The organism is Pseudomonas frederiksbergensis (assembly GCF_035751725.1).
Lineage (GTDB): Bacteria > Pseudomonadota > Gammaproteobacteria > Pseudomonadales > Pseudomonadaceae > Aquipseudomonas > Aquipseudomonas frederiksbergensis_A.
The window spans coordinates 2,048,881-2,075,291 of the sequence record NZ_CP142104.1 but is presented as its reverse complement, the minus strand read 5'-3'; the positions used below and the strand labels follow the sequence as shown (position 1 = coordinate 2,075,291).

The 26,411-nt window shown below is 62.8% G+C and carries 25 protein-coding genes; 21 read left to right on the top strand and 4 right to left on the bottom strand.

Annotated elements, in window-relative coordinates; genetic code table 11:
• The first annotated feature begins 207 nt into the window (after window positions 1-207).
• The 16 genes from VQ575_RS09290 to VQ575_RS09215 all read left to right on the top strand — a co-directional run bounded on the left by VQ575_RS09290 (window position 208) and on the right by VQ575_RS09215 (window position 18,226).
• A complete protein-coding gene (locus VQ575_RS09290; protein ID WP_039592789.1) occupies window positions 208-1,566 on the top strand; it encodes a UDP-glucose dehydrogenase family protein in 1,359 nt (452 codons plus the stop codon).
• Window positions 1,563-2,618: an NAD-dependent epimerase gene (locus VQ575_RS09285; protein WP_325919503.1), complete on the top strand. Its 1,056-nt coding sequence runs from the start codon at window positions 1,563-1,565 to the stop codon at window positions 2,616-2,618. Before VQ575_RS09290 ends, VQ575_RS09285 begins: the two co-directional genes overlap by 4 nt.
• Window positions 2,615-3,361, top strand: a complete 747-nt coding sequence (locus tag VQ575_RS09280; protein WP_039592787.1) for a sugar transferase — start codon at window positions 2,615-2,617, stop codon at window positions 3,359-3,361. The genes VQ575_RS09285 and VQ575_RS09280 overlap by 4 nt, the downstream gene beginning before the upstream one ends.
• On the top strand, window positions 3,362-4,006 hold the full coding sequence (locus tag VQ575_RS09275) for a CpsD/CapB family tyrosine-protein kinase (RefSeq protein WP_039592786.1): 645 nt from the start codon (window positions 3,362-3,364) through the stop codon (window positions 4,004-4,006).
• 20 nt (window positions 4,007-4,026) lie between these two features.
• Window positions 4,027-5,049 carry a polysaccharide biosynthesis/export family protein gene (locus VQ575_RS09270; protein WP_325919502.1) on the top strand — a complete coding sequence of 341 codons (1,023 nt, stop codon included), beginning with the start codon at window positions 4,027-4,029 and terminating at the stop codon, window positions 5,047-5,049.
• A gap of 15 nt (window positions 5,050-5,064) precedes the next feature.
• Window positions 5,065-6,657 (top strand): GumC family protein, encoded by a 1,593-nt coding sequence (locus VQ575_RS09265; RefSeq protein WP_325919501.1) that lies wholly within the window; start codon window positions 5,065-5,067, stop codon window positions 6,655-6,657.
• Window positions 6,654-7,757, top strand: coding sequence for a glycosyltransferase family 4 protein (locus VQ575_RS09260; RefSeq protein ID WP_039592783.1), 1,104 nt, complete (start codon window positions 6,654-6,656; stop codon window positions 7,755-7,757). Before VQ575_RS09265 ends, VQ575_RS09260 begins: the two co-directional genes overlap by 4 nt.
• Window positions 7,754-9,124 (top strand): O-antigen ligase family protein, encoded by a 1,371-nt coding sequence (locus VQ575_RS09255; RefSeq protein WP_198726713.1) that lies wholly within the window; start codon window positions 7,754-7,756, stop codon window positions 9,122-9,124. Before VQ575_RS09260 ends, VQ575_RS09255 begins: the two co-directional genes overlap by 4 nt.
• Window positions 9,121-10,080 (top strand): glycosyltransferase, encoded by a 960-nt coding sequence (locus tag VQ575_RS09250; RefSeq protein ID WP_325919500.1) that lies wholly within the window; start codon window positions 9,121-9,123, stop codon window positions 10,078-10,080. The genes VQ575_RS09255 and VQ575_RS09250 overlap by 4 nt, the downstream gene beginning before the upstream one ends.
• The gene (locus VQ575_RS09245; RefSeq protein WP_039592780.1) at window positions 10,073-11,209 is read left to right on the top strand and encodes a glycosyltransferase family 2 protein; all 1,137 of its coding nucleotides are present in this window, start codon (window positions 10,073-10,075) and stop codon (window positions 11,207-11,209) included. The genes VQ575_RS09250 and VQ575_RS09245 overlap by 8 nt, the downstream gene beginning before the upstream one ends.
• A 12-nt stretch (window positions 11,210-11,221) precedes the next feature.
• Window positions 11,222-12,226: a polysaccharide deacetylase family protein gene (locus tag VQ575_RS09240; protein WP_325919499.1), complete on the top strand. Its 1,005-nt coding sequence runs from the start codon at window positions 11,222-11,224 to the stop codon at window positions 12,224-12,226.
• Entirely contained in the window at window positions 12,223-13,527 is a 1,305-nt protein-coding gene (locus tag VQ575_RS09235) for a lipopolysaccharide biosynthesis protein (protein WP_325919498.1), read from the top strand. Before VQ575_RS09240 ends, VQ575_RS09235 begins: the two co-directional genes overlap by 4 nt.
• Window positions 13,528-13,643: 116 nt before the next feature.
• On the top strand, window positions 13,644-15,539 hold the full coding sequence (locus tag VQ575_RS09230) for a hypothetical protein (RefSeq protein WP_155401976.1): 1,896 nt from the start codon (window positions 13,644-13,646) through the stop codon (window positions 15,537-15,539).
• A complete protein-coding gene (locus VQ575_RS09225; RefSeq protein WP_045155583.1) occupies window positions 15,536-16,225 on the top strand; it encodes a hypothetical protein in 690 nt (229 codons plus the stop codon). Before VQ575_RS09230 ends, VQ575_RS09225 begins: the two co-directional genes overlap by 4 nt.
• Window positions 16,226-16,230: 5 nt before the next feature.
• Window positions 16,231-17,406: a GNAT family N-acetyltransferase gene (locus VQ575_RS09220; protein WP_045155582.1), complete on the top strand. Its 1,176-nt coding sequence runs from the start codon at window positions 16,231-16,233 to the stop codon at window positions 17,404-17,406.
• Window positions 17,378-18,226: a ChbG/HpnK family deacetylase gene (locus tag VQ575_RS09215; RefSeq protein WP_325919496.1), complete on the top strand. Its 849-nt coding sequence runs from the start codon at window positions 17,378-17,380 to the stop codon at window positions 18,224-18,226. Before VQ575_RS09220 ends, VQ575_RS09215 begins: the two co-directional genes overlap by 29 nt.
• A 285-nt stretch (window positions 18,227-18,511) precedes the next feature.
• Here the strand turns inward: VQ575_RS09215 and VQ575_RS09210 are convergent, their stop codons facing one another.
• The gene (locus VQ575_RS09210) at window positions 18,512-18,739 is read right to left on the bottom strand and encodes a hypothetical protein (RefSeq protein ID WP_039592774.1); all 228 of its coding nucleotides are present in this window, start codon (window positions 18,737-18,739) and stop codon (window positions 18,512-18,514) included.
• Window positions 18,740-18,918: 179 nt separating this feature from the next.
• Here VQ575_RS09210 and VQ575_RS09205 point away from each other — a divergent pair, with 179 nt between their 5' ends.
• The 5 genes from VQ575_RS09205 (at window position 18,919) to VQ575_RS09185 (ending at window position 23,481) form a co-directional block, all read left to right on the top strand.
• The gene (locus VQ575_RS09205) at window positions 18,919-19,860 is read left to right on the top strand and encodes an alpha/beta hydrolase (protein WP_045155581.1); all 942 of its coding nucleotides are present in this window, start codon (window positions 18,919-18,921) and stop codon (window positions 19,858-19,860) included.
• A gap of 383 nt (window positions 19,861-20,243) precedes the next feature.
• Window positions 20,244-20,387, top strand: coding sequence for a hypothetical protein (locus VQ575_RS09200; protein ID WP_198726701.1), 144 nt, complete (start codon window positions 20,244-20,246; stop codon window positions 20,385-20,387).
• A gap of 46 nt (window positions 20,388-20,433) precedes the next feature.
• Window positions 20,434-21,663, top strand: coding sequence for a YcaO-like family protein (locus tag VQ575_RS09195; protein WP_325919494.1), 1,230 nt, complete (start codon window positions 20,434-20,436; stop codon window positions 21,661-21,663).
• Window positions 21,656-22,615: a class I SAM-dependent methyltransferase gene (locus VQ575_RS09190; RefSeq protein ID WP_052680773.1), complete on the top strand. Its 960-nt coding sequence runs from the start codon at window positions 21,656-21,658 to the stop codon at window positions 22,613-22,615. The genes VQ575_RS09195 and VQ575_RS09190 overlap by 8 nt, the downstream gene beginning before the upstream one ends.
• Window positions 22,612-23,481: an alpha/beta fold hydrolase gene (locus tag VQ575_RS09185; RefSeq protein ID WP_325919493.1), complete on the top strand. Its 870-nt coding sequence runs from the start codon at window positions 22,612-22,614 to the stop codon at window positions 23,479-23,481. The genes VQ575_RS09190 and VQ575_RS09185 overlap by 4 nt, the downstream gene beginning before the upstream one ends.
• Window positions 23,482-23,525: 44 nt before the next feature.
• On the opposite strand, the gene VQ575_RS09180 is transcribed toward VQ575_RS09185, so the two are convergent.
• The 3 genes from VQ575_RS09180 to VQ575_RS09170 are packed head-to-tail and all read right to left on the bottom strand — an operon-like array spanning window position 23,526 to window position 26,401.
• A complete protein-coding gene (locus tag VQ575_RS09180; RefSeq protein ID WP_030142072.1) occupies window positions 23,526-25,268 on the bottom strand; it encodes an ABC transporter substrate-binding protein in 1,743 nt (580 codons plus the stop codon).
• 49 nt (window positions 25,269-25,317) lie between these two features.
• The gene (locus VQ575_RS09175; RefSeq protein WP_030142071.1) at window positions 25,318-25,590 is read right to left on the bottom strand and encodes a DUF2160 domain-containing protein; all 273 of its coding nucleotides are present in this window, start codon (window positions 25,588-25,590) and stop codon (window positions 25,318-25,320) included.
• A gap of 10 nt (window positions 25,591-25,600) precedes the next feature.
• Entirely contained in the window at window positions 25,601-26,401 is an 801-nt protein-coding gene (locus VQ575_RS09170; RefSeq protein WP_014337490.1) for a carbohydrate ABC transporter permease, read from the bottom strand.
• Between the last annotated feature and the right edge of the window lie 10 nt (window positions 26,402-26,411).

The following is a 26,411-nucleotide window of genomic DNA, read 5'->3' as shown; positions in this document are numbered from 1 at the left end:
TCATCGCTTAGATAAAATTGGATCCAACCCAATAAACAGGGGACTTATCCAATCCAGTCAATAACTTGATATCAGAACGCCCCACTCCCTAATTTTTGTTAACACTGACAACTGTCATTTTGCTGACACGCTTTTCTGAAGCTGCGCTATACCCCTCTAAACAGTGTCATCCAAGTTACATCAACCGGTTTACGAGGCGCGCCTAAGATGGACGTGAGCGTATTTGGTACGGGGTATGTTGGGTTGATCCAGGCGGCTGCGTTGGCCGACGTGGGTCACCGGGTTTTATGCGTCGATATCGACCCGAACAAGATCCGTCAGCTGCAACAAGCCGTACCGCCCATCAGCGAGCCGGGGTTGTCCGGATTGCTCGAAGACAACCTCAAGGCCGGACGGTTGTCGTTCAGCTGCCAGGCCAGCGATGCGGTCAACCATGGCGAACTGATCTTCATCGCCGTTGGCACGCCCGCCGACGAAGACGGTTCAGCGGACCTTAGCCATGTGCTGGCGGTCACCCGGCAGATCGCCGACTTCATGGACAGTGACCGCACCCTGATCATCAAGTCGACCGTGCCGGTCGGGACGGCCGACAAAGTCGCCGAATGCGCCCGCCAGGCGCTGGCTCGACGGGGCCTGAAACAGCTGAACGTGCGCGTGGTGTCCAATCCCGAATTCCTCAAGGAAGGCAGCGCCCTCGCCGATTGCCTGCGCCCGGACCGGATCATCATCGGCACCAGCGATCAGGTGGCGCGGGATCAGATGAGCGAGCTCTACGCGCCGTTCTGCCGCAACCACGAAAAACTGATGTTCATGGACAACCGCAGCGCGGAGCTGACCAAGTACGCCGCCAATGCCATGCTCGCCACCCGCATCAGTTTCATGAACGAACTGGCCAACCTCACCGAACGCCTGGGCGCCGACATCGAAGCGGTGCGCAAGGGCATCGGCTCGGACCCACGCATCGGCTATCACTTCATCTACCCGGGCTGCGGCTTCGGCGGCTCATGCTTCCCCAAGGACCTGCGCGCCCTGCTGCACACCGCCGAACAAAGCGGCATGCCCCTGCGCCTGCTGCGCAGCGTCACCGATGTGAACGACAGCCAGCGGCACATTCTTTTCGAAAAACTGGCGCAGCAGTTCCCTGGCGAGTTGGCCGGCAAATCGATCGCCATCTGGGGCCTGGCCTTCAAGCCCAACACCGACGACATGCGCGAAGCCCCGAGCCGCTACCTGATGGAAGCGCTCTGGCGCGAAGGCGCGCGCGTCCAGGCCTATGACCCGGAAGCCATGTCCGAATGCCGGCGTCTCTACGGTTATCGCAAAGACCTGAACCTGTGCGCCACCCGCGACGACACGCTGGAGGACGCCGATGCCCTGGTGATCTGCACCGAATGGAAGAACTTTCGCGTGGTGGATTTCGACCTGCTGGCGAGCAAGCTGCGCGCCCGGGTCATCATCGACGGCCGCAATCTGTACAACCCCGAGCACCTGGCCGCCGCCGGGCTGCTGTACCGCGGCATCGGCCTGCGGCACACCGTGCCCAGCGCACCGGGGCCACAAGCGTGAACATCCTGGTGACCGGCGCGGCCGGTTTCATCGGAGCCCATTGCGTGTTGCGCTTGATGCGCGACGGCCACGACGTGTGCGGGCTGGATAACTTCAACGATTACTACGACCCGCAGCTCAAGCACGACCGCGTGGCGTGGGTGCAGGACCAGGTCGGCGAATTTCCCTTGGCGCGTATCGACCTCATCGACGCGTCGGCGATCGACGAACTGTTCCAGACCCATCGCCCGGACGTGGTGATTCACCTCGCCGCCCAGGCCGGTGTGCGCTACTCGCTGGAGAACCCCCGCGCCTACGTCGACAGCAACCTCGCCGGGTTCCTCAACATCCTGGAAAGTTGCCGCCGTCACCCGGTCAAGCACCTGATCTACGCCTCTTCCAGCTCGGTGTACGGCGCCAACCAGCGCACGCCCTATTCAGTGCAGGACGGCGTCGATCATCCGTTGTCGTTGTACGCGGCGACCAAGAAGGCCAACGAATCGATGGCCCACTGCTACAGCCATCTGTTCGGCATCCCCTGCACCGGCCTGCGCTTCTTTACCGTGTACGGTCCCTGGGGTCGGCCGGACATGTCGCCGATCCAGTTCGCCAGCGCCATTGCCCAGGGCCAGGTCCTGCGGCTGTTCAACCACGGCGAGCACGCGCGCGACTTCACCTACATCGATGACATCGTCGAGAGCATCGCCCGGCTGATCGAACGCCCACCCCAGCCATCACCGCAGTGGGATCGCGAGCAACCGGACCCGGCCAGCAGCCTGGCACCGTGGCGCCTCTACAACATCGGCGGCCAGCACCCGGTGGCCTTGCGTACCTACGTGGCACTCTTGGAAAAACACCTGGGCCGCACCGCCCGGATCGAGCTGCTGCCCCTGCAGCCGGGGGACGTGCTCAACACCTGCGCCGATGCCAGCGACCTGGCCCGGGCCACCGGTTTCCAGCCCCGCATCGAACTGGACGACGGCCTGGGTCGCTTCGTCGACTGGTTCCTCGATTACTACGCGCCCCCCATCCACGCGCCGCTTGCGGCCGAATCTCAGCGGAGGAGTCTATGACCCGACATGAACAAGACATCGAGATCAGCGCCTTCGGACGCGACAAACGCGTCGACCCCGAGCACCGCCGACGCCTCGACGCCGCCATTCACCGCCAGGGGCGTGGCTGGCTGACCGGTCGCGATGGCGGTCGGCCCTGGACGGTCTCGCGGACCAACCGGGTGGTGGCCGGCCTCGGCGCACTGGCGATCCTGGTGCTGCTCGCCCCGCTCCTGCTGGGCCTGGCATTGCTGATCAAGTTTTCCAGCCCTGGTCCGGTGCTGTTCGTGCAAAAACGCACCGGTTACCGCGGCCGTGTGTTCGGCATGTACAAGTTTCGCACCATGGTCGCCGATGCCGAGGCCCTGAAAGAGTCGCTGCGCCACCTCAACAAGCACGGCGCCGACGCCATCGACTTCAAGATCGACAACGACCCGCGGATCACCCCCATCGGCCGGTTCCTGCGACGCAGCAGCCTCGATGAACTGCCGAACCTGATCAACGTAGTGACCGGCGACATGCGCCTGGTGGGCCCGCGGCCCACCTCGTTCAACGCCTATCGCTACAAGGACAACCATCTTGTGCGCCTGAGCATCTACCCCGGCCTGACCGGGCTGTGGCAGATCTCCGGGCGCAGCAATATCGACTTCGACCAGCGCGTGGAACTGGACCTCAGCTACATCGCCGAGCAGAGCCTGCTGTTGGATTTGAAGATCCTGATGATCACCCCCTTCAAAGTTTTCAGCGGCCACGGAGCGAGTTAAATGGACGGTTCGACGAATATCCTGACCATAGCCAGCCCGAGCGAGACCAACCTGACCTCGACCGTGCTCGACCCGGATCTGCGGATCCTTCTCATGACAGCGGCCAACACCGGCACCGGAACGAGCACCAGCGCCATGGCGCTGGCCGCCCAACTGGCGCAGATGAGCAATGGCCGCGTATTGCTGGTGGACGCCAGCCAGTCGCCACGCAACCTCAGCCAGCAGCTCTCGCTGCAAAAAGAGCGCGGCTTCAGCGACCTGCTGTTCAACAGCCTCTCGCCACCGCTGTTGCAGGACTGCGTGGTGCAGGTCTCGAGCCTGCCCTTCGACGTGCTGCCCCATGGTCGGCTCGGCCACAACGCCGAACGCCTGAGCCCCGAGCGACTGCGCCCGCTGTTCAGGCAACTGGCCGCGCAGTACCGCTTCGTGGTGATCGATGCCGACGCGGTGTATTCGGCCACCGACACCCTGGTGATCAGCACCCAGGTTGATGGCGTGGTGCTGGTGGTACGCGGCGAAGACACTCGCTGGGAAGTGGCCCAGGCCACCCGACAACGGCTGGTCCAGGCCGGCGCGAAAGTCGTCGGCAGCGTGTTCAATCGCCGCAAGTACTACATGCCCAAATGGCTCTACAACAACCTGTAAGCGCGCAAAAGGAAGACGAGATGAACGCCAGAATGCTTGTCCTGCTGTTGCTGCCGCTTGCCGGTTGCTCCAGCCACAACGAAAGCATGACCATGCCAGTGCAGATCCTCACGGCTGCGCCGGCCAATGCCCAGGCCACCGACATGCCGAAGGTCGAACAGACCTTGCGGCCCCAGGATGTGCTGGATGTGATTTTCCACATCGGCACGACGACCTCCCAGGCTTATCGCGTGCAGTCGGGTGACCAGGTTGCCCTTAACTTCACCGCCGCCAGCCAACTCAACGGCACGCAACAGGTCATGCCCGACGGCACCATCGAACTGCCGGGCGCCAACACTTCGGTGAAAGTCGCCGGGTTGACCACCGACGAGGCGCGCCTGGCGGTGCAGCGTGCCTATGACCAGAAGATGCTGTTCCAACCCAACCGCAACCAATTGACCGTCCTGGTGACCAGCCCGCTCTCCGGCGAGGCGAACCTGCGTAACACCCTGACCCACCCGGCCACGGGCATGAGTCGGGAAATCATCGTGGGCCGGGATGGTTACGCCAGCTTCCCGGAAATCGGCTCGGTGCCGTTGCAAGGCATGACCGTCACCCAGCTGGAGACCTACCTCAACGAGCGCTACGCCCAACTGCCCGGCCACATGACCGTGGATGTGCTGCTCAAGTCCACCGCCGGCAACGAGATTTATGTCCTGGGTGAAGTGGCCCAGCCTGGCGCCTATGCGATCCGCCGACCGATCTCGGTTCTCGAAGCCCTGACCCTGGCCCGTGGCACGAACGTCAAGGCCCGGCTCGACTCGGTGATGATCATGCGCCGCAACGGCAACCAGGTCGAAGCCCGTCACTACGACGTGGAAAAGGCCTTGAGCGGCGACGCCTCGCAGATCGCCTACCTGCAGCCGGAGGACATGTTGTACGTGCCCAAGACCGGCCTGGCCAAAGCCGGCGAAACGGCCAGGCAACTGGCCGATGTGGTGCTGTTCCAGGGCGTCGGGTTCGGCTTCGGCTACCGCGTCGACAACAAAGGCAGCGACAACTGAAATCAGGTGACGATCATGAACCCCAAGGAAAATTATCTGCACGAGTTTTTCAGGATCTTCTTCGCCAACAAGCAATGGGTGAAGCGCGTCTTCCTGATTTTCGCCGTGATCGCCCTGGTGCTGCCGTTGATGCTCAAGCAGAGCTTCGATATCACCGCCCAAGTGATCGTCCAGTCGAAAAAACTCTCCCAAGGCGACGCCACCACGTCGCTGAACCAGGAAAACGCGACGTTCATTCCGCCGTCCCTCGCGGACATGGAAACCGAGAGCAACATCCTGCGTTCGCCGGCGTTGATTCGCGAGACCATCAAGACCCTGCGCGACCAAGGTGAATACACCCCGAGCCCGGGCATCCTCAACAAGTGGGTGAGCGACCCGCTCAAGCGCTACATCACCCAGCCACTGCGCGAATACGTCATCAATCCGGTGCGCGACGGCCTGGGGCTGGAAGTTGATCCGGTCCGCGACACCGTGCTCGATACGCTGACCGACGAGGCCATCGAAAACCTGAAGATCGAGACCCTGCCCGGCTCCAACGTCATCTCCATCGTCTACAGCTTCGGCGATCCCGCCCAAGGCACCCGGTTCGTGGCGCAACTGCTGGAGAACTACCTCACCGGACGCCAGGAACTGCAATCGATCGAATTGCCCCAGACCTTCTACGAGCAGAAAAAAGACCAATACCAGACACGCCTCGATGGCCTGGAAGGTACTCGGCTCGGCCTGCTCGAAGGCGTCGGTTCTTCCGATCCCAAGGAAGAAATCACTTTTCGCCTGAATGCCATCAACACCGAGGAACAGGCCCTGAACCTGTACCAGGATCGCCTGCTGCAAAGCCAACGCTGGCTCGACTACCTCAAGACCAGCCTGGCGGCCGCGAACAGCTCGCGATTCAACGACTACACCTTCCCCTTCACCTTCACCACCACCGTGGACAACATCGCCTTCGAGGACCGGGAGATCAGGCAACTGGGTGAGCAGCTGACCAGCCAGGTCAGCCGCTACATGAACGACCTGGCGATTTTCCAGCCCAGCAGCGAACCGATGCTGCTGGCCCGCGAACAAATCATGCGCACTCGCCAGCAGTTCCTCAAAGTGGTGAACAACCGCATCCAGGAACGCACCACCGACCTGGCGGTGGTCAGCTCGGTGATCAACCAGAAGGTCCAGCGCATCGCCGCCTTCAAGGAACGCATCCACCAATTGCAGCAGGCCCAGAGCAAACTGCGGCAGATGGACACCGAGATCAACGCGCTCCATGCGGCGTTCTCCACCTATGCCCAGCGGTTTGCCGAAGCCAGTTCCGCGCGTTCGCTGGACAATGACCTGTCCAACGCCCGGGTCCTGAGCCCGCCATTCGAACCCACCGCCGCGGCCTTTCCCAAGCCGGTGCTGATCATCGCGTTCGGCTTGTTCAGCGGCCTGCTGCTGGCGATCGCCCTGGTCTATGTGCGTGAGTTCTTCGACCATCGCTTCAAGCATCCAGCGCAAATCAGCCAGCAACTGGATCTGCCGGTCCTGCTGGTGATCAACGAGCAGTCGCCCGAGCAGGTTAACCCGCACCGTAACTGGAGCCTGCCCAGCCTTGTCCATTGGGTGAAAAATTGAACGCGCCGTTCGGCCCGTCCCACCGCAGCAGCCCCCTGTCGATCATTCATCTACTCGACAGCGGTGGCTTCTATGGGGCCGAGCGGATGCTGCTCGATCATTGCCTGGCGACACCGGGGCAGCATCAGGTGCTGTTCCTGGCGGCGCCGCCGACCTTGATCACGCGTTTCCGCCAGGCCGGGGTGGATTGCCAACACTGCGCCAGTTGGGGCGAACTGTTGCAGCATCTGCGGCAACGGCGCCCTGAACGGCCGCTGCTCAATACGCACAACTTCAAGGGCCTGTTGTTCGGCTGGGCCGCGGCCACGCTGCTGCGCCTGCCCCTGGTGATTACCCAGCATGGCTTCACGCCGCGCAGTCCCAAACAACGGTTCTATACGTGGCTGAGCCTGCAACTGTGCCGTACCGCGCCGGTCAAGCGAGTGGTCTGCGTGGCCGAAAGCATCGCGGCCCTGCACCGCCAGGCCAGCGTCAACGCGGACAAGCTCGACGTGATTCCCAACGGTTTACCGGCTGTCACCACACCCTTGCAGCATCGCGACGACAGGCAGCGCTGGCGGGTCGGGTACGTGGGTCGCTTGAGCAGCGAGAAAGGCCCGGACCTGTTTCTCGACGCGATGATCCCGCTGTGCCAGCGCCATGAATCGCTGCACGCGGTGATGCTCGGCGACGGCCCGGAACGCCAGCCGCTACTCAAGCGCATCGCCGACGCCGGGTTGCCGACGCGCATCGAGTTGCCCGGTTATCAAACCGACATGAATGATTGGTGGAGCCGCCTCGACGCACTAGTGATCAGCTCACGCACCGAAGGCACGCCGATGATCCTGCTCGAAGCCATGCAAGCCGGGGTACCGGTGGTCGCGTTTGGTGTCGGCGGCATTCCCGACATCCTGCAGGACCGCCACAACGGCCTGCTCGCCACGCCGGCCGACAGCGACGAGTTGGCCCGCCAGATCGAGACGTTGTTCAGCGAACCGCCCCTGGCACGGATCCTTGCCGATAACGCACGGCGCACCCAACGCGACCGCTATGACCTGCGCACGCTGGCCGAGCGCTGGTCGCAACTCTATATCCGCACCGCACGGGAGGCTCGGCCATGATCGTCCCACTCTCGATCATCAGTTTGCTGGGGGTGGTCTGCCTGGCCTTGCTGGCCAGTCCCTATCCATTCCTGGCGCCCGGCGCGGTCCTCGGCCTGGTGGGCGTCGCCATGCTGTACCGCAAGCCCGGCTGGGGCCTGCTGGGCATTGCCGCGCTGGTGCCATTCGAAGGGCTGTTCAAGGAAAACGGATTGTCCGGCAGCAAGTTCCTGGGGCTGGCGCTGATCCTGATCCTGGGCTTGCAACTGGCCCTGCACCAGATTCCAGCGACGCGCTTGCGCAGCAATATCTGGAAGCCCCTGGTCGGCTTCATGGTGCTGTATGGCCTGAGCCTGCTGCTGTCGGAAAACATGGACCTGTCCCAAACCCATCTACGCGAGCTGACGGTGGGGCTGATCCTGTTCGTGATCACCTTGTTGATCGGCCGCGAGCTGAACCTGGACCTGTTCGCCCGCCTGATGACCGTCAGCGTCGCCACCACCTGCGTGCTTGCGATGTTTTCGGCCAGGTATCAGGAACAGGGGCGCGCGTCCGGCCTGCTGGAGGACCCGAACACCTTCGCGCTGTTGATTGCCTTCACCGTTCCCCTGGCGCTGTTGCTGGTCCTGCGCAGTCCCAACCTGTTGCAGCGGTTGTTCTGGGGCGGCGGTTTCATCCTGTTGCTGGGTGGCATGACCAAGACCGAATCGCGTTCGGGGCTGGTGGTTTTGCTGCTCAGCCTGATGATCGGCCTGTACCACTATCGCGCGCAGTTGCCGCGGATTCGTCCACGGCACCTGGGCTTCGCCATGCTCGGGCTGGCATTGCTGATTCCCCTCGCCATCGCGGTGATGCCCGCCGGCTACGTGGCGCGCATCCAGTCGCTGAGCATCCTCAGCGCCGGCGCCAGCGCGCACAAGGACGAATCCCTGGGCCGCCGCGCCTCGTACATCCTGGTGGGCAGCGAGATGATCCGCGAGAACCCGGTGCTCGGCTCAGGTCCCGGGACGTTTCCCCTGCACTACGCCCCCACCGGCTACGCCAAGGCCTTTTCGGCCAACCGCAAAATGGGCGACCTGTACCGCCGGGCCCATAACACCTACCTGGAAATCTTCAGCGAGATCGGCGTGCCGGGCGGGTTGATGTTTGTCGCCATGATCGGCCTGGGCCTCTACAACCTGGTGCGCGCGCGCCAGCTCTGGCTGCAGCGCCGGGACTGGGCCCAGGCGGACCTGCTGACGCACCTGGGAATGAGTTTCCTGTCGCTGGCCTTGTTCCTGATGTTCCTCAGTGCTCCGAACCATAAGTTGCTGTGGATCATGCTCGCCTTGACCAGCGTGTTGCGTTACGACGCCGAACAGGCCGCGCCACGGGAGGCCCGTTCATGAGCCGCGTCAGTATCGTCATCCCGATGTTCAACGAAGCCCGGCACATCGGCCGCACGCTGTTGGCCGCGCAGGCAGCCGCTCACCAGGCGCAGTTGGAGTGCGAGTTGATCGTGGTGGACAACGGCTCGGATGACCATGGCCCGCGCATCGCCAACGAATTGGGCGCACGGGTGCTGATCGTGCCCGGCGTGCACATCGGCGCCCTGCGCAACCTTGGCGCGGCGGTCGCCAGCGGTGAATGGCTGGCGTTCATCGACGCCGACATCGAAATGCCCGCCGACTGGCTGAAGCTATTGGTTGAAATGGAGGGCCGCCAAGGCGATGTATTGGGTCTTGATCTCGACACGCCCCGGCAAGCGCCATGGTTCGCCCAGGCGTGGCAACGCCGCAGCCAGCGTCCGGGGGCGCGCCCCTTGCATCGGGTCCAGTGGCTGCCCAGCGCCAATCTGTTGATGCGCCGCACCTGGTTCGAACAGGTCGGCGGCTTCGACGAAAGCCTGCGCACCGGTGAGGACAAGGATTTCTCCCTGCGCCTGCGCCAAGCCGGTGCGCAGTTATTGCTGGTGAACGAAAGCCTGGCCCTGCACTGGGGTTACGAAGGCAGCTGGCTGGAGTGGATGAGCAAGGAACTGTGGCGCCAGGGCAGCCATTGGCAGTTGCTGCGCAGCCATGGACCGAGCCTGCGCTTGCTGCGTTTTCCCGCCTTGTCCATTGGTGCGTGGTGCCTGGACTTGCTGGCGCTGGCCGCCCTGCTCCAGGGCCAGGCGCGCCTGGGGCTGACGCTGCTGTTGGTCAGCACGTTGCCCGCCTTGCTGCTCAGCCTGCGCCAGAGCCAACGCGACCCGCGCTTGACCTTGCAGCTGTGGGCCCTGCATGGGGTGCGCCTGCACCTGACCGGCGCCGCGTTGCTGCTCAATCTTTGTCAATGGAACGTCAGGAGACCTGCCCGTGGCTGAATTCCTCTATTGGTCCTGCCTGTTGCTGCCGGTGTACGCCTACCTCGGCTATCCCCTGCTGTTGACCTTGCTGGCACCGCTGTTTCCGCTACGACGCTACGGCAAGCCCCTGCCGATGGACGTCAGCATTGTCATCGCCGCGCACAACGAGGCGCGGCACATCGAAGCGAAATTGCGCTCGCTGCTGGCCCAGGATTATCCGGCGCGCTCGCTGCGAATCATCCTCGCCAGCGACGGTTCCACTGACGACACCGTGGCCTGCGCGCGCAAAATCGTCGACTCGCGCATTACCGTGCTCGACCTGCCACGCCAGGGCAAGGCCGCCGCCCTCAATACCGGCGTGGCCCATAGCTACGGCGACATCCTGGTATTCACCGACGCCGACAACCAATGGGCCCACGACACCCTCAGCCACCTGCTGGCGCCGCTGGGCGACCCTGAAGTCGGCGCTTGCGCCGGCCATATGGTCATCCCCGTGCCGGGCAAGGGCCTGAGCCTGGGCGACAGTCTGTATCGGCATTACGAAGGCTGGCTGCGCCGGATGGAAAGCCGCACCGGCTGCATGGTCTCGGCCGACGGCGCCCTGCTGGCCCTGCGTCGGGCCCTGTTCCAGCCGATACCGGCGCAGGTCAACGATGATTTTTTCCTCAGCACCTGCGCACCGGCGGCCGGCAAATCCATCGTTTATGCACCCGACGCGCGGGTGACCGACCAAGGCGTCGACGAGGCCAACAAACAGTTTCGTCGTCGCCAGCGCGTCACTGTCGGCGGCTTGCAGAGCCTGGCCCAGCGCCGGGAACTGCTCAACCCGCTGCGCCATGGGCTCTATGCCATTGGTCTGATCAGCCACAAATTGATCCGCCGCCTGGCGCCGGTGCTGCTGTTGCCGTTGTTACTGAGCAACGCCTGGCTGTGGAACGACCATCCGTTTTATCGCCTGACGCTGGTGGCGCAACTGCTCGGTTATGCCATGGCGCTGATCGGCTTGCTCGACGCAGGCCACCGTTTGCCCCGGCCATTTCGCCTGGCCGCGTTCGTGCTGGTGACGCTGGCGGGCATGAGCATCGGGCTCTGGCAGTTCCTGCGAGGCCAACGCTATAGCCAATGGAACCCCGAGCAGAACCGCTAAGGAGAACGGCCGATGTCGATCAAACATGTTTTCAAGCGCACCAGCGGCTGGCTGTACCTGAACACGTCGATGGGCCGCCATCGATTGCGCGGTGCGGGCGTCATCCTGATGTTGCATCGGGTGTTGAACAACGACCGCGCCGCCGAACTGCCCCATCGCAATGAGCTGTGCGTGGGGCCCGAAGCCTTCGAACACTTGTTGATCTGGCTGCAACGGCATTTTGAATGCGTGCCCTTGATGACCTTGTTGCTGGCCGACCCGGAGAGCGTTCCGAACCGCCCTCGGGTGGCCCTGACCTTCGACGACGGCTGGCGTGACAATGCCATGAACGCTTTTCCCCTGCTGCGCCAGTACCAGGTGCCGGCGAGTATTTTCGTCTCCACCGATTTCATCGGCAGTCGCCAGCACTTCTGGTGGGAAAGCATTGGCGAGACCCTCTGGGGCAGCCATGGTCAAGTGGCGCGGCATGCGCTGATCGAGCACTTGCAGGCCGCCGGGCGGCCGCTGCCGGTGCTGCTCGACGACGTCGACGACGAACGCCGCAGCCTGGCGCTGCTGCATTACCTGCAAAGCCTCAAGACCCTCGCCCCCCGCACCTTGAACGACCTCACCGATGCCTGCCCGCACGGCTCGCAACCCCAGGCGCTGGACTGGCTACAAGTGCGCATGCTCGAGGATTCCGGGCTGGTTCGTTTCGGCCCCCATGGCGCCAGCCACGCGATTCTGACTGGGCTGGACGACCAGCGCCTGCACGAAGAACTGACCCGCAGTTGGACCGCCCTGGAAAACGGCTGCGCCCAGCCTTTGCCGGTGTACTGCTACCCCAACGGAGACAATGACGCACGCGTGCGCGAGCAAGTGGCGGCCCACGGTTTTCCGTTCGCCCTGGGCACCGAGGCCGGGCTGTATCGCCACGACGGTGATCCGTTGAACCTGCCGCGTTTCGGCGTCAGCCAGCGTAACGCCCAGCACCCCGAATTGCTGGCCTGGCGCATTCGCCGAGGCGCCCGTCCATGAGCCGCGCACATTACCTCAAGCACCTGGCGCTGAGCATGGGCACGCGCCTGGCAATGATCGGCCTGCGCTTGCTGCGCAACGTGCTGCTGGCGCGGATTCTGGGCCCCAGCGAGCGCGGGCTGTTTGCGCTGCTCAGCACCCTGCCCGACCTGATCAGCGCCGCCACCAGTGGCGGCCTCAATTCTGCCGTCGGTTATCAGGCAGCGCAGCAGCGCTCGATGGGGCTGTTACTCAGCCAGGTGCTGGTTTTCGGCTGCCTGCTGGCAGGGTTGTTGACGCTGTTGGTGGTGGCGCTGTTGCGTGAGTTCGGCACTGAACTGGACATCACCACGCAGTTGGGATTGCTGGCCTGGTTGCTGTTGCTGGCCGTACCGCTGACCGTGTTCAAGAGCGGCCTGCTGACCCTGCACAATGCCTGCGGCGGGGTCGGCGCGTTCAATGCGCTGCGGCTGATGGAATCCCTGGCGCCACTGCTGCTGTTCGTGGCGTTGTTCTGGATGTGGCAAGACTCGGCGCTGGAGGCAGCGCTGATCAGCTGGTTGGCGGGCCTGGGCCTGGTGGTGCTGGCCGGTTGGATGTGGTTGCGCCGCGATCACGTCGTCACCCTGCGCTGGGACCGCAGCGGCCAGAACGAATTGCTGCGCTATGGCGCCCGCAGTCATCCGGACCTGCTGTTCCAGCAAGTGATGCTGCGCTCGGACTTTTTGTTCATCGGCGCATTGCTGGGCAGCACGGCGCTGGGTCACTACGCCATGGCGAGCGCCGCGGCGGAACTGCTGCTGATCGTGCCGGAAGCGGTCACCACGCCGTTGATGAAACGCCTGCTGCAGCAAGACTCCGACATGCAACGCTTGACCCCGCTCGCCCTGCGCCTGACCGCGACGGTGATGCTCGGTGCCTGCCTGGGCATGGCGCTGATTGGCGAATGGCTGATCGTCATCCTGTTCGGCATCGCCTATCAACCGGCCTACCCGGCACTGTTGGCGTTGCTGCCGGGGCTGTTCGGCCTGTGCTACGCGAGCATCCTGCGCCTGGACCTGCTGGGCAAGGACCGTCCTGGCACGGTTTCATTGCTGATGGGTGGCGGCGCGCTGCTGAACCTGGCGCTGAACCTGATCCTGATACCGCGCTACGGCATCGTTGGCGCTGCCGCCGCATCCTCGATCGCGTACCTGAGCGTGACCCTGGCGCTGTTGGCCATGTACTGCCGCCTCAGCGGCGTGGCGTTGTGGCAGACCCTGATCATCCTGCCCAGCGATTTGCTGCCGATGCGCCAGATGCTGTCGGGGAAATCAGCTTGAACACCGCCGCCCACCCAACCGCCATCGCGAGCGGCGGCATTTGTAGGCATCACAGATCCGCTGTGGCGGCGGGGCTGGGTCTTGTGTTCTTGGCAGTCTCGGCCCATGGCGCATCCATGCAGTGGACCGGGATCCGCGACGGCAGCTTATACCTGCAAGCCGACCGCCCGGACCAGGTGACCGTCCGCTGGGTTCCCGCCTGGCAGGCCGAGGCCAATACCGAACACCTGTACCTGCTCAACGGCCAGGGACGGTTGGTGGGTGAGCGCCTGGTCGAGGCGGCCCAAGTGCGTGGCGAGCAGCAATGGCCGCTGTTGCCCGGGGCAGCCAGCTATCGGTTGGAAATTCCCGGCTACAGTTTCCGGCGCTATACGGTCGAACACGATGCTCGGACCCGGGCGCTGTTCGCCCCGGCCAAAGTGCATTTCAGCTCGGAAACCCATGAGGGCGACGAGCTTTATTTCAAAGTCGCCGCTGGCGAACAGGCGGTGCTGGCAGGCAAATTCCACGGCGGCGTCCGCGCGCTGCAAGCCCGGCGCGTGGCTGATGGCAAGCAGCTGCAGTTGAACCTCAAGCCCTACCGCGCTTATTGGCAGTTCGACAAAGTGGGCCTGCCGGTGGCGGACACCGACCAGGTCTGGCGCCTGCACCTGCAAGGCAACGGCAAGGCGGCGTTCTGGCTGGACGGCACCGCCAACCTGTTCGCCCAGGACCCGGCGCAACTGCAGCCGCTGCGCCAGGATCCGGGGCAAACCCGCCTGACGCTGCACCCCGATGTACTCGGCACGACCCCAAAGCTGGGGATGTACCTGCCCTACGTGCTACCGCCGCCCTCCAGCTACGCCGTGCTCGATGCGCTCAAACCCCAAGCGGCCAGTTACTACAGCTTCGTCGATGTGACGGCGGCCAAGGCTGATCATGAGGACGCCTTTCGGCGTCTGTACCAGGATCGCTTCGGCATCACCCAGGACATCACGTTGCTCGCTGGCAGCCAACGTCGAGCCGACTTGCAGGCCGACCGGACCAGCAACATTGGCTTGCAAGCCTGGCTCGATTCGACCCGCGCCCTGGGCGGCAAAGGCATCCATTACCTCAGTTTCGCCGATGAGCCGAACCTCAATTACCCCGACTTCGACAGTTTCCAGCACGTATTCCAAAGCCTGTCTGCCCAGGTCAGCGCCGATCATGCCAACGCCCGCGCGGGTGTTCGCATCGCCATACCGGCCAGCTCACGCTTCACCAACGGCCCGCTGGCGGAGAACGCGGCGGACAAACGTGGCATCGATTGGGCACGGCGGCTGCTGGAAACATCGGGCGACCAGATCGATGCCCTGGCCTGGCATGAATGGATGATCCGCGACCTGCTGGCGACCCGGGTCTATCGCAACAGCGTTCGTCGGGCGGCCGGCCTGGTGGGGTTGGACAACCACGGCCGGCCACGCAAAGCCTTGCTGCTGGACCAGACCAACATCTCCAGCGGCTCGAGCCTGAGCCCTTATGATCAGGAAACCCACTACGCCGCCCTATGGTGGACCTCGGTGGTCATCAATGCCTCGGCGGACGGTTGGCTGGACATGCTCAACTGGTTCATGTCCGCCGACGAACCGGAATACCCCAAGGGCATGGTGCGGATCCTGGACAACCAACGCTTCGAGCTCAAGCCGGTGGGGTTGGCCCAGCAATTCATCCAACAGCATTGGCTCGGCCAGGTGCTGCGCCTGGACAACGATGCGTTTGAAGTCGATGCGCTGGCCATGGCCAACGGCATGCAGCGCAGCCTGTTGGGCGTGAACAAAAGCGTCCGGGCCCACCAGGTCAGCCTCGACGGCATGCCCTGTCCGCAGCCCGGCGCCGCCCTTGTGTATTTCGGCCCGGACAACATCAGCCGCAGCGCCCCATTCGACTGCAAGGCCGGCCAGGTCGGTTTTCTCCTGCCAGGGGAAACCGTGTTCGCCCTGAACTGGAAAGCCCCACTTCTCCCCCAACCTGCCATCCCTGAGGAGGCTCCATGAAAGCTCTGCAAAAACTGCGTGATCGCATTCAGAAAAAAGGCCTGCGCTCCGTGATCAAACTGCTGATCCGCCGCTTCGTGTTCTTTCATTCGCGCCTGGTGTGGCTGGAGCACGATGTGAGGATCCCGTTGAAGCCGCATAACCTCAGGCCTTACCCACCGGTCCGTCGGGAGTTCATCACCGTCGAGAATGCCGATGCTTTCTCCAGGCATTTCGGTGACCGCGTCGAAACCATGCGCGAGCTGGCAGCCGAAGGCTATACAGGGTTCATGTACCTGGACGATAAAGGCGACACCGTAGGTTTCGCCTGGGCCAGTACGCGAGACTACTTCGACCGTCACTTCTATCGCTGCCTGTTCCCGATCAAGCCAGGCGAGTACTTTCAGTTCGGCGGCGAGACGATCCGCGCCTATTGGGGGTCGCAGCTGACGGCGGATGTCCAGGCGGATGTCTGGAAAGTCATGGCTGACAAGGGCTGCGACAAGATGGTCGATGTCTGCGACCTGGAAAACACCCCGGCGATCAAGATGCACATCCGCATGGATTTCCAGGAGCGTGGCCAGATCACCCACGTGTATCGCCTGTTTGGACGCTTCCGGTTTTTCCGTGACACGTTCTACACCGGTTCGGTACTGGACCCGTTCCGTAAACCGGCCCAGCCGGTTGCATCGACCGCGACGGCCTGACGCTCATGGCGATCCGGTTCCAATGGTGTCGCTCCTTGAGCGCGGCGGACTTTCCTGCAACGGCTTTTGAACAGCTGCGAACCCAGGTGCCCGACGCAACGCCGTTCAACACCTTGGCCTGGCTGCAAGCGGCGGAGTTTGCTCTGGTGCCGGGCCAGCAACTGCACGTGCTGCTGGGCTGGCAGGACCAGGACTTGCTGCTGTGCCTGCCATTGGTATCCGGACGCGAGCGTATCGGCGGCCTGCGGTTCAGGGTCTTGCATCACTTGGGCTACCCCTTGGCCGACCGCATCGCTTTGCTGGCGCGCCTGGACGCCGAAGGCATGGGCCAGGCACTGGCGCAGATCCGCCAGCAGTTGCCTCACGCCTTGCTGCAATTGAACGAAGTGGTCGAGCCGGTCGGCGAACAGAGCGTCCTCAGTGCGTGGATGGCGATGAGTTCCACCGGGGAACGGCGGCTCAGTTGCCGGGTTCCAGTGCACTTGATCAGCGACAGCGACCATCAGGAAATCTCCGGCGACCCACGCTACAAGTTGCGCCGGGCGCGCAAGCGAATCGCCGCGTGCGGTGCCCAGATCCGCCGGATCACGCCGGACGCCATCAGCATGGGGCAGCTGTTGCGGACCCTGGCCGATGTCGAAGCCGCCAGTTGGAAAGGCGAGGAAGGCGTCGGCATCTTTGCCGATCCCGGGCGCCGGCAATGGATGAACCTCGCCTTCACCGCCCTGGCTGCCCAGGGCCTGGTGCGGGTGGTGACGCTGGAGCTGAACGGCGAGTGCATCAGCTATCGCCTCGGCCTGTTGGACCAAGGGCGGCTGTACGACTACAACCTGGCGTTCCTGCCGCAACACGCTGACCTGGGCAGCGGCCGCGTCTTGCTCGAAGAGTGGATTCGCTGGGGGCTGGACGAAAACTGGCGCTGGATCGATGCGTCACGGGTCAGCCTGGAAAACTCCAGCCATCAATTGCACGAACGCATGACCGGACAACTGGAACACTGGCGTTGGAGTTTCTATTCCTGGCAACCCGGCGGCCTGCTCATGGGATTCGCCTTGCGGCTATGGAAAAGCCTGAAGCCCTGGTTCGGCAAGCGTCGGGGCAAACCGACCGCAACGACGGCGTCACCCTCTTCCAAGCGCCAGGACAACCCACATGCCTCGCCAAACGATCATCAACGCTGACGATTTCGGTCTCAGCGCCAGCGAAAACGAACTGATCCTGCGAGCCTTTGAAGCGGGCATCATCAGCTCTGCCACGGCGATGGCCAACATGCCGGGATTTGACCAGGCGTGTGAACTCTCCAGGCACCCTTTGCTTGAAGGGCGCATCGGCCTGCATTTCAATCTCAGCTATGGGCCGCCGTTGAGCCAGGCGATCAAGTCACGTCCGGTATTCTGCAATGCCGCCGGCGAATTCGATCTCAAGCTGTCGCGTTACTGCCTGCGCCTGGGCGCGAGCGATCTGGCTGCGGTGCGAGAAGAACTCCAGGCGCAGTGGCAACATTGCCTGGACCGAGGCCTGCGCCCCAGCCACCTGGACTCGCACCAGCACGTGCACAACATCTGGCCTGTCGGAGAGCTGGTGGCACGCTTCGCCGCTCGACACGGTGTCCCCGTGCGCCTGGCACGCAACCTGGGGGCAAACCTGAGTGTCTCCAAGCGCATCTTCAAGACCTTGCTCAACCACCGCCTGCGCCGACTCTGCGGCGCAACCGCCAACTACGTCTGTACCCCTGCCGATCTGCACCACGCCGCACCACCCAACCACGGTTCGCTGGAAGTGATCGTCCATCCGCTGGACCTCGATGGGGATTTTGGTGATGCCAGCCTGGCGCCAGGCCATTCCCTGAGCCAGGTGCTGTACCAGCGCCTGGCGGGGGTGCCGAAGGTGGGGTATGGAGAAAATGGGCGAAGGTTCGTACTGGTCGAAGTAGGGGTGTCCAGTTGTCAGGATCCGCCGCAGTCCCGTAGCGAGGGAGCTTGCTCCCGCTGGGGCGCGTAACGCACCCGATGGCCTCGCGCAAGCGACGCGCCTGCGCCTGCCACACGTCGGTTTGCCCTGGCCCTGCGGCGAGGAGTTTCACGACCGTGCCGGGACCTCGACATGCGTCCCGTCATCGAGGATTTCTTCATGGTTGCGCCCCGGCAACCGACTGTTCACCCAAAGCCGATACTGTGCGCTACTGCGTCGCATCCCGTTGCCCTCCCCCTGAGGAACAGGGAGTAAGGCACACGGGCAACGCATTTCAGCCGCGAAAAGTGCGCTCCGGACGAATGACCGCGTCGTCTATCGGTCGAGCTTTTTTTCCACCTGGGCGACCTTGTCCTGCAGTTTTTCGGCATCCTGTTCGTGGCCCTTGATCGACTTGGGCGTGATCGTCCTGTCCACCTTGTCAGTTGCAGGATCGGGCTGATGGACGTCGCGCTCCACCACTGGCACCGCAGCGCCGGTGGCATCCTTGGCGGGTGCAGCGTTGTCGACTGGGGTATGCCCTTTGGAATGCTCGTTCGTCATGACGTCGTCCTCGATCGGGATGGATATTGAATTTCGAGTAGGACGAAACGGCGAGAGTTCGATCGGGTTGCACCACTCCCCAACAGCTCCCTCGCCACGGGCAAACTGTCCGAAATCCCTGCGCTCGATCCAGAGAATCTGCTAAAAGGCAGCTTCTACCCCAGTAGCGAATCGCATCGATGTCCGCATTTTCATTTTCTCGCTTCAAACGGCGCTGGCTCGCCTGGTCGCTCATGGTCGCCATGGTGGCCGGCCTGCCAGTGGGCTGCGCGGTGTTGCAGCACAAGGAGCGCGAGCTGGTGTTTCGCATCGAGCCGGGCACGGCGAGCTGGTTCAGCGGCCTCCCCAGCGGCGTGCAGGAATTCGATCTGAAACCTAAAAGCTTCAAGACCGGGGAAAATATCCATGGCTGGTGGTGGCCGGCCGAACGCAAGAACGCGCCGGCCATCCTGTACCTGCACGGTGTGCGCTGGAACCTGACGGGCCAGTTGTTCCGTATCCAGCAATTGCGGGCGCTGGGCTATTCGGTGCTGGCGATCGATTACCGTGGCTTTGGCAAGAGCCAGGGCGACCTGCCATCGGAAGCCAGCGTCTACGAGGACGCGCGAATCGCCTGGGAGCGTCTGGAAATGCTGCAACCGGACCCGGCCCTGCGATTGATCTACGGCCACTCATTGGGTGGCGCGGTCGCGGTGGATCTCGCCGCCGAACTGGGCCAGAAAGCCGCGAGCGATGGCGGCACCGTACCGGCCCGAGGCCTGGTGATCGAGTCCACCTTCACGTCGTTGGGCGATGTCGCCACCGCGATGGCGGACACGTCCCTGCCGGTGCGCTGGCTGCTGTCGCAGAAGTTCGATTCCATCGACAAGATCGGCGAGATCAACATGCCGCTGCTGATAGTCCATGGCGCCGCCGACCGCTACGTACCGCCGCGCTTCAGCGAACAGCTGTTCAATGCCGCCCGGGAACCCAAGCGCCTGTTGATGGTGCCGGGCGCCACGCATAACAACAGCATGAGCCTGGCGGGCCGGACGTATCGGCAGGCGCTGGATACGCTAATGAAAACTACCCCCCCTCCGGTTGCCGAACACGCTGGTGCCCGTCCGGCCAAGGCAAGTTGACCTTTTTCGCTTGATTAACCTTGTAGGAAAAGACATCCATCTGCCGCTTAATATCCCCTGCAAACGCAACGTACGTGACGCCAGACCACAACATTTGAAGAAAACACTCGCCGTTCGTTTCGCATCTTCCTACTCGGCGAGTGATTAGACCCTACATCCAATTCCTATCCATCGCCCACGCGCGCGTCCCCGCACCAGCAGCCAATACCGGATCAAAACCTTCAAGCACGACAGTGAAAGCGAATGTGTTCGTCCATGATTCGTCCCCGCCTGGCTTACAAAACGTCATGTTTGACCCTGCCCAACGGCCTCAATAACGTTTCCCTGCGCCGCGAGAAACGGCGCTCCCTAACACCTTCAATCAATAAAAAAAGGAATGACTCATGGGCTACATGTCTAGCTGGAATGCCAACGAACTGACCGACCTGGGTACCGACCTGGAAAACCTGGACGCCCTCGCACCGGAACAGATGTCGGAGGACCTGCAGTTGAACCCGGCTGAACAAGCAGAACTGGACGCCGAGTAACCAAGAACGGGGGCACGCGGTGCCCCCGTTTCAGGAGTGACGACACATGGACGCATCCCTCACACCAGAGCGCGAACTTTCCCTGGCCCAATCAACCCGACAAATCGAAGCCGAGCTGCAAGCGTTGGGATTGCAAAGCCGCTTGCGCACCTTGGGCAACCGGGTCGTATCCGTCCAGGCTGAAATAGGCGACTCACGGCGAAAAGCCTTGGGTTGCGGAAAGGGATACGCCGAACAGGCTCGCGTCGGCGCGCTGTATGAGGCGCTGGAGCATTATCTGAGCGACCCGGCCCTCGCCATGGACCTCACCCTCGCGACGCCCACCGACCTGAGCGCCGGAGTGACCGGCAAAGACGATCTTTTGGACACCCTGCGGGACCAACCCGACCGCCGGATCGCCTGCCGCTCGTACACGACCCTCGATGACGGTGCCTCGTTTCTCTATCCCGTCGCCTTGACGATGCCCCGCTACGCGGATGATCCCGCGCCGGACGATACGACCGATTACCGCGCGTTGCGCCGCTACTCCAGCAGCAGCGGGACCGCCATCGGAGCAACCCTGGACGAAGCCGTCCTCCACGGTCTCAACGAATGCCTGGAGCGTGACGCGGTTTCATTGTTCCTGCTTGATCATTTTTTCTACCAGAACGCCACGCCCCTGCGGATCGTCCAGCGTATGCCCACCGACGAGGCAGTGGGCCGACTGTGGGTCGACGCCGAAGCCGAAGTCGGTGCGCAAATCGTGCTGCTGGACATCAGCAGCCCATTTTGCGCCACGACTTGCCTGGCTTTCGCCGACCTCTCGGACAGGCCGGTCAACGTCTTTGGTTCAGGCACTTCGCTGGACGCCCTGCATGCCGCTTCACGGGCCCTGACCGAACTGGTGCAGTTGCACCTGAACGCCAGCGAAGCGCCGCTGCGCCGACATCTGTCCAACGCCGAGCGCCATCTGGCCGGATTTGCCCGACTGCAACGCTGCATGCGCTTTGAGCCCGATCACCTGCTCGATACCCGGCCGCAGGAAATCATCACGCTGCCAAGAACCGTGGAGGCCCGCCCGTTGAAAGCGCAGATCCGACAACTCGCCGATGATCTGCAACAACACGGATACGTAGCCGGCGTATCGACGCTTTATCGTTCTGAAGTGGGCACAGCGCTGGTCAATGTGGTCGTGCCTGGGCTGGAGCGTTTCTACATCGTATCCAGCGGCAATGTCGTCGTCCCCATGGCCCGCGGAAGACAGCGTGCCCTCGCGGGGACCGCGGCCCATGCCTGAGCAGATGACGCGGCAGCGCTTGCAGCGCGAACTTGGCCTGGAAAGAATCTTGCGAGCCGAACCTGTAGCGCCCGGCTCCTGGGAGCGTTTCGTCGAGCCCTCGGGCGCCGGACTCAATCACCTGTTCGTCCTGCGTTGTCGGGGACGCGATTGGGTCGGCCGCAAGACGTTGCAAAGGGACAAACGGGAACGCCTGCGCTCGGACAGCCGAATCGCGCCCTGGATGTTGCTCGGCCCGCTCGGCCAGTTCCATTGGGGCAATGGCGGCCTGCAGTTGGACTATCAAGCAACCCGGCGCGTCGACAAGGTCAGGGCGTTCGCGGATGCGCTGGAAGATCCTGACAGCGAAATCCACTTTCCTTTCCCCGCGCTTCAAAGCAATGGTCGAGAATTCGTCTGCCCTGAAAGCCACTGGGCATTCGCTGACACGCTGGCCCGTGGACTCGACGATGGCGAGGCGCACCTGCGGCACCACTGCTCTACGTTACTGCGGTCATGGTTGAAGCCTGGCGCGGTGATCCACGACCCGGCCTGCTCCACCGGGACGTTTATCCATCATCTGGCCCAGGCCTTGCCTGGCAGCCGTTGTATTGGATCAGATCGTTCGCCCTCGATGATAGAAGCGGCCCGAAAGCGCTATGGGCGTTCGGTTGACTTTCGGCTGGCCGATGCCGGCGATGCCAAGCCCGTCATTGAATATTGCGACTTGCTGGTGCTTCGGTTTCTCAATGCAGAAGTCATGACCCGCGCCCAAGCCGAACAGTTGCTGCGCCGGCTCGTGTCGACACTGGTGCCCGGCGGCAGGCTTATCGTGTTTGGCCACACACCCGTGCTGCCGGCCATGCGCTATCTGGCCCAACAATGTGAACTGACCCTCGTCTCCAGCCTCGCGTCGTGCAGCGCCACCGGACAGCTTTTCCAGTTCTATGTCCTGACGAGGGACCCGCCATGACAGGTCCGCTGGACAGCGGTTACTACCCCACCGACGACGGCCAGTTGCTTTATTGGGAGCGGCACGGCAATCCAGGCCGTGAGCCATTGGTCGTCTTGCATGGCGGACCCGGAGGCCGTTCGAGTCATCGATACCTGGAGTTGCTGGATCTGCAGGGTTTCGACGTCATTGTGTTTGACCAGCGCGGCTGTGGTCGCTCGACGCCGGAAGGGGATCGCCTGCTCAATGACACATCGCTGTCGGTTTCCGACATCGAGGCCCTGCGCAAGCATTTCGGTTTCAAGCGCATCAGCCTGCTCGGCGTTTCCTGGGGCAGTTGGCTGGCGGTCCAGTACCAACGGCGCTTTGCCCACGCGGTGCACAGGGTGCTGCTCGCTTCGGTATTCGTGCCCTGCGCGGCCATCGTCAAGGCGTATGACCGCGACCTTTGCCAACGGCTGGCGAGTGTCGGGCCAGTCAGCTGCGCCACGAACCCGAGACAGGTTTTCGACGAATTGGGCCATGCGAACCCGGACCGCCAACGACAAGCCGCTGTGCATTGGCTGCTGGCCGTGCTCAGTCCCAGCGGTGTGGTCGTGCGCCCATCTGCCTTGGCGCGATGCGTCGACGACAGCGTCCTGCGGGCCCTGCGTCTGGAACTTCACTTTCATCTAGAGGGCTATTTTTTCGAACCTGCCGACACTGGCCTGGATCCCCAGGCCAAGGTAACCGTGGTGCAAGGACTGGAGGATTGCTACGGCATGCAGAGCCTGCGCTGGCTCGAGCTGCACCTGAACGTGCGCGCCATCATGGTCGAGGCCGGCCACAACGCCTTGGCGCCCGCCGTCGTCAAGGCGATGCGCCGCGCGTTGCCGGCAGAGAAATAGAAACGGCACCTCGCGGTGCCGTCCCTGACCTTGCGGATGCCACGTTACTTGCGCGCCGCTTCCCACGACTTCAGCAGCTCGGTGTAGCTCACCGTTTCGCCTTTAGGCTTCTCGTTCGCCAGTTTCGGCTTCGGAGCACCCGGTTGGTCGAACCAGTATTGCGCGTCGCGCTCAGGGTTCATCTTAGGTGCGCAGGTGGCTTGGGCCTTGGAGCGTTCCAGGCGAGTCATGATCGCGTCCTGGTCCTTGGCCAAGCCATCGAGGGCTTGCTGTGGGGTCTTCTCGCCGCTGGCCGCTTCGGCGATGTGGCTCCACCACAACTGCGCGAGGCGTGGATAATCCGGCACGTTGGTCCCGGTCGGGGTCCACTGCACGCGGGCCGGGCTGCGGTAGAACTCCACCAGGCCACCGAGTTTCGGCGCCAGGTCGGTCAGGGCCTGGGAGTTGATGTCCGACTCACGAATCGGCGTCAGGCCGACGATGGTCTTCTTCAACGAGACGGTCTTGGAGGTTACGAACTGCGCATAGAGCCAGGCCGCGAGTTTCTGCTTCTCAGGCGTGGACTTCATGAACGTCCACGAACCCACGTCCTGATACCCCAGCTTCATGCCTTCTTCCCAATACGGACCACGTGGCGAAGGCGCCATGCGCCATTTCGGCGTGCCGTCGGCGTTCACCACCGGCAGGCCCGGCTTGGTCATGTCGGCGGTGAACGCGGTGTACCAGAAAATCTGCTGGGCGATGTTGCCTTGGGACGGCACCGGGCCGGATTCGGAGAAGGTCATGCCCGCCGCTTCCGGTGGCGCGTACTTCTTCATCCAGTCCACGTATTTGGTGGTGGCGAACACGGCCGCGGGACCGTTGGTGTCGCCGCCACGGGTCACGCTGGAACCGACCGGATGGCAGTCCTCTACGCGAATACCCCACTCGTCCACCGGCAAACCATTGGGCAGGCCCTTGTCGCCACCACCGGCCATGGAGAACCAGGCATCGGTGAAGCGCCAGCCCAGGGACGGGTCTTTCTTGCCGTAGTCCATGTGGCCATAGACGCGCTTGCCGTCGATCTCCTTGACGTCTTCGGAGAAGAACTTGGCGATGTCTTCATAGGCCGACCAGTTCACCGGGACACCCAGCTCGTAGCCGTACTTTTCCTTGAACTTGGCCTTCAGGTCCGCACGCTCAAACCAGTCGGCGCGGAACCAGTACAGGTTGGCGAACTGCTGGTCGGGCAGTTGATAAACCTTGCCGTCCGGCGCGGTGGTGAAGGAAATGCCGATGAAGTCCTTGAGGTCCAGGGTCGGCGACGTGAAATTCTTGCCTTCGTTGGCCATCAGGTCGGTGATCGACTCGGTCTTGCCGTAGCGAAAATGCGTGCCGATCAGGTCCGAGTCATTGACCCAGCCGTCATAGATGTTCTTGTCCGACTGCATCTGGGTCTGCAACTTCTCCACCACGTCGCCTTCTTGCAGCAGGTCGTGGGTCAGCTGGATCCCGGTGATTTCGTTGAAGGCCTTGGCCAGCACCTTGGATTCATATTCATGGGTGGCGATGGTTTCCGACACCACGTTGATTTTCATCCCGCGAAACGGCTCGGCGGCCTTGATGAACCACTTCAACTCTTCGAGCTGCTGCTCGGCTGTCAGCGTCGACGGCTTGAATTCACTGCCGATCCATTTTTTAGCGGCGTCTTCATAGGCGTCGGCCCAGGCCGTAGCGCTCAGCCCGCTGAGTGCCAGCGCGGCTGCCAATGAAACGCTATGTCGCAGCTTATTGTTTTTATCGAACATAGAGACCTCCTGTTTGGGTTTAAGAGCTTGATCGTCAAGTTGTTTGCGATTAGCCCCACCGCATCACTGCCAACAGCCACACCAAAGACAACGCGAACGCTATCCAGATGCTCCAGTCGGTGGCGCCGATAACCAGCAGATGCAGGTAGGCGCTACCGAGAAGACCGATAAACAACCGATCGCCACGGGTGGTGGCAATCGGCAGGAAACCACGCCGAGGTATGCTCGGCGAACGCAATTCCCATGTGGTCATGCCTATCAACAACAAGGCGATGACGCCAAAAAACGCCGCCGTCGGGACGGTCCAATTCATCCATTCCATCATCGACTCCTCAGACCCGGCCCAGGGCAAAGCCCTTGGCCACGTGGTTGCGAACGAACCAGATCACCAGCATGCCCGGCAGGATGGTCAACACCCCCGCCGCCGCCAGCACGCCCCAGTCGATACCGGACGCCGACACGGTACGGGTCATGACCGCCGCGATCGGCTTGGCATTCACCGAGGTGAGCGTACGGGCCAGCAACAGTTCGACCCAGGAAAACATGAAGCAGAAAAACGCCGTGACACCAATGCCGGAGCCGATCAACGGGATGAAGATCTTGGCGAAGAACTTGGGGAAACTGTAGCCGTCAATGTAGGCGGTCTCGTCAATTTCTTTGGGTACCCCGGACATGAACCCTTCGAGGATCCACACCGCCAGCGGCACGTTGAACAGGCAATGAGCCAGGGCAACGGCGATGTGGGTATCGAACAGGCCGATGGACGAATACAACTGGAAGAACGGCAGCAGGAACACTGCCGGTGGCGCCATGCGGTTGGTCAGCAGCCAGAAGAACAGGTGCTTGTCTCCCAGGAACCGGTAGCGGGAAAACGCATAGGCCGCCGGCAACGCGACGCCCAGGGAAATCACCGTGTTCAGGCTCACGTAGTACAACGAGTTGAGGTAACCGGTGTACCAGCTCGGGTCGGTGAAGATCACCTTGTAGTTGTGAAACGTGAAATCGTGCGGCCACAGGGTCAGGCCGCCAAGGATCTCGGTGTTGCTCTTGAACGACATGTTCAGCAGCCAGTAGATGGGCACCAGCAGGAACAGGATGTAGATCAACAGCGGAATCAGCTTTCTCTTGCTCATGGTGCGGGCC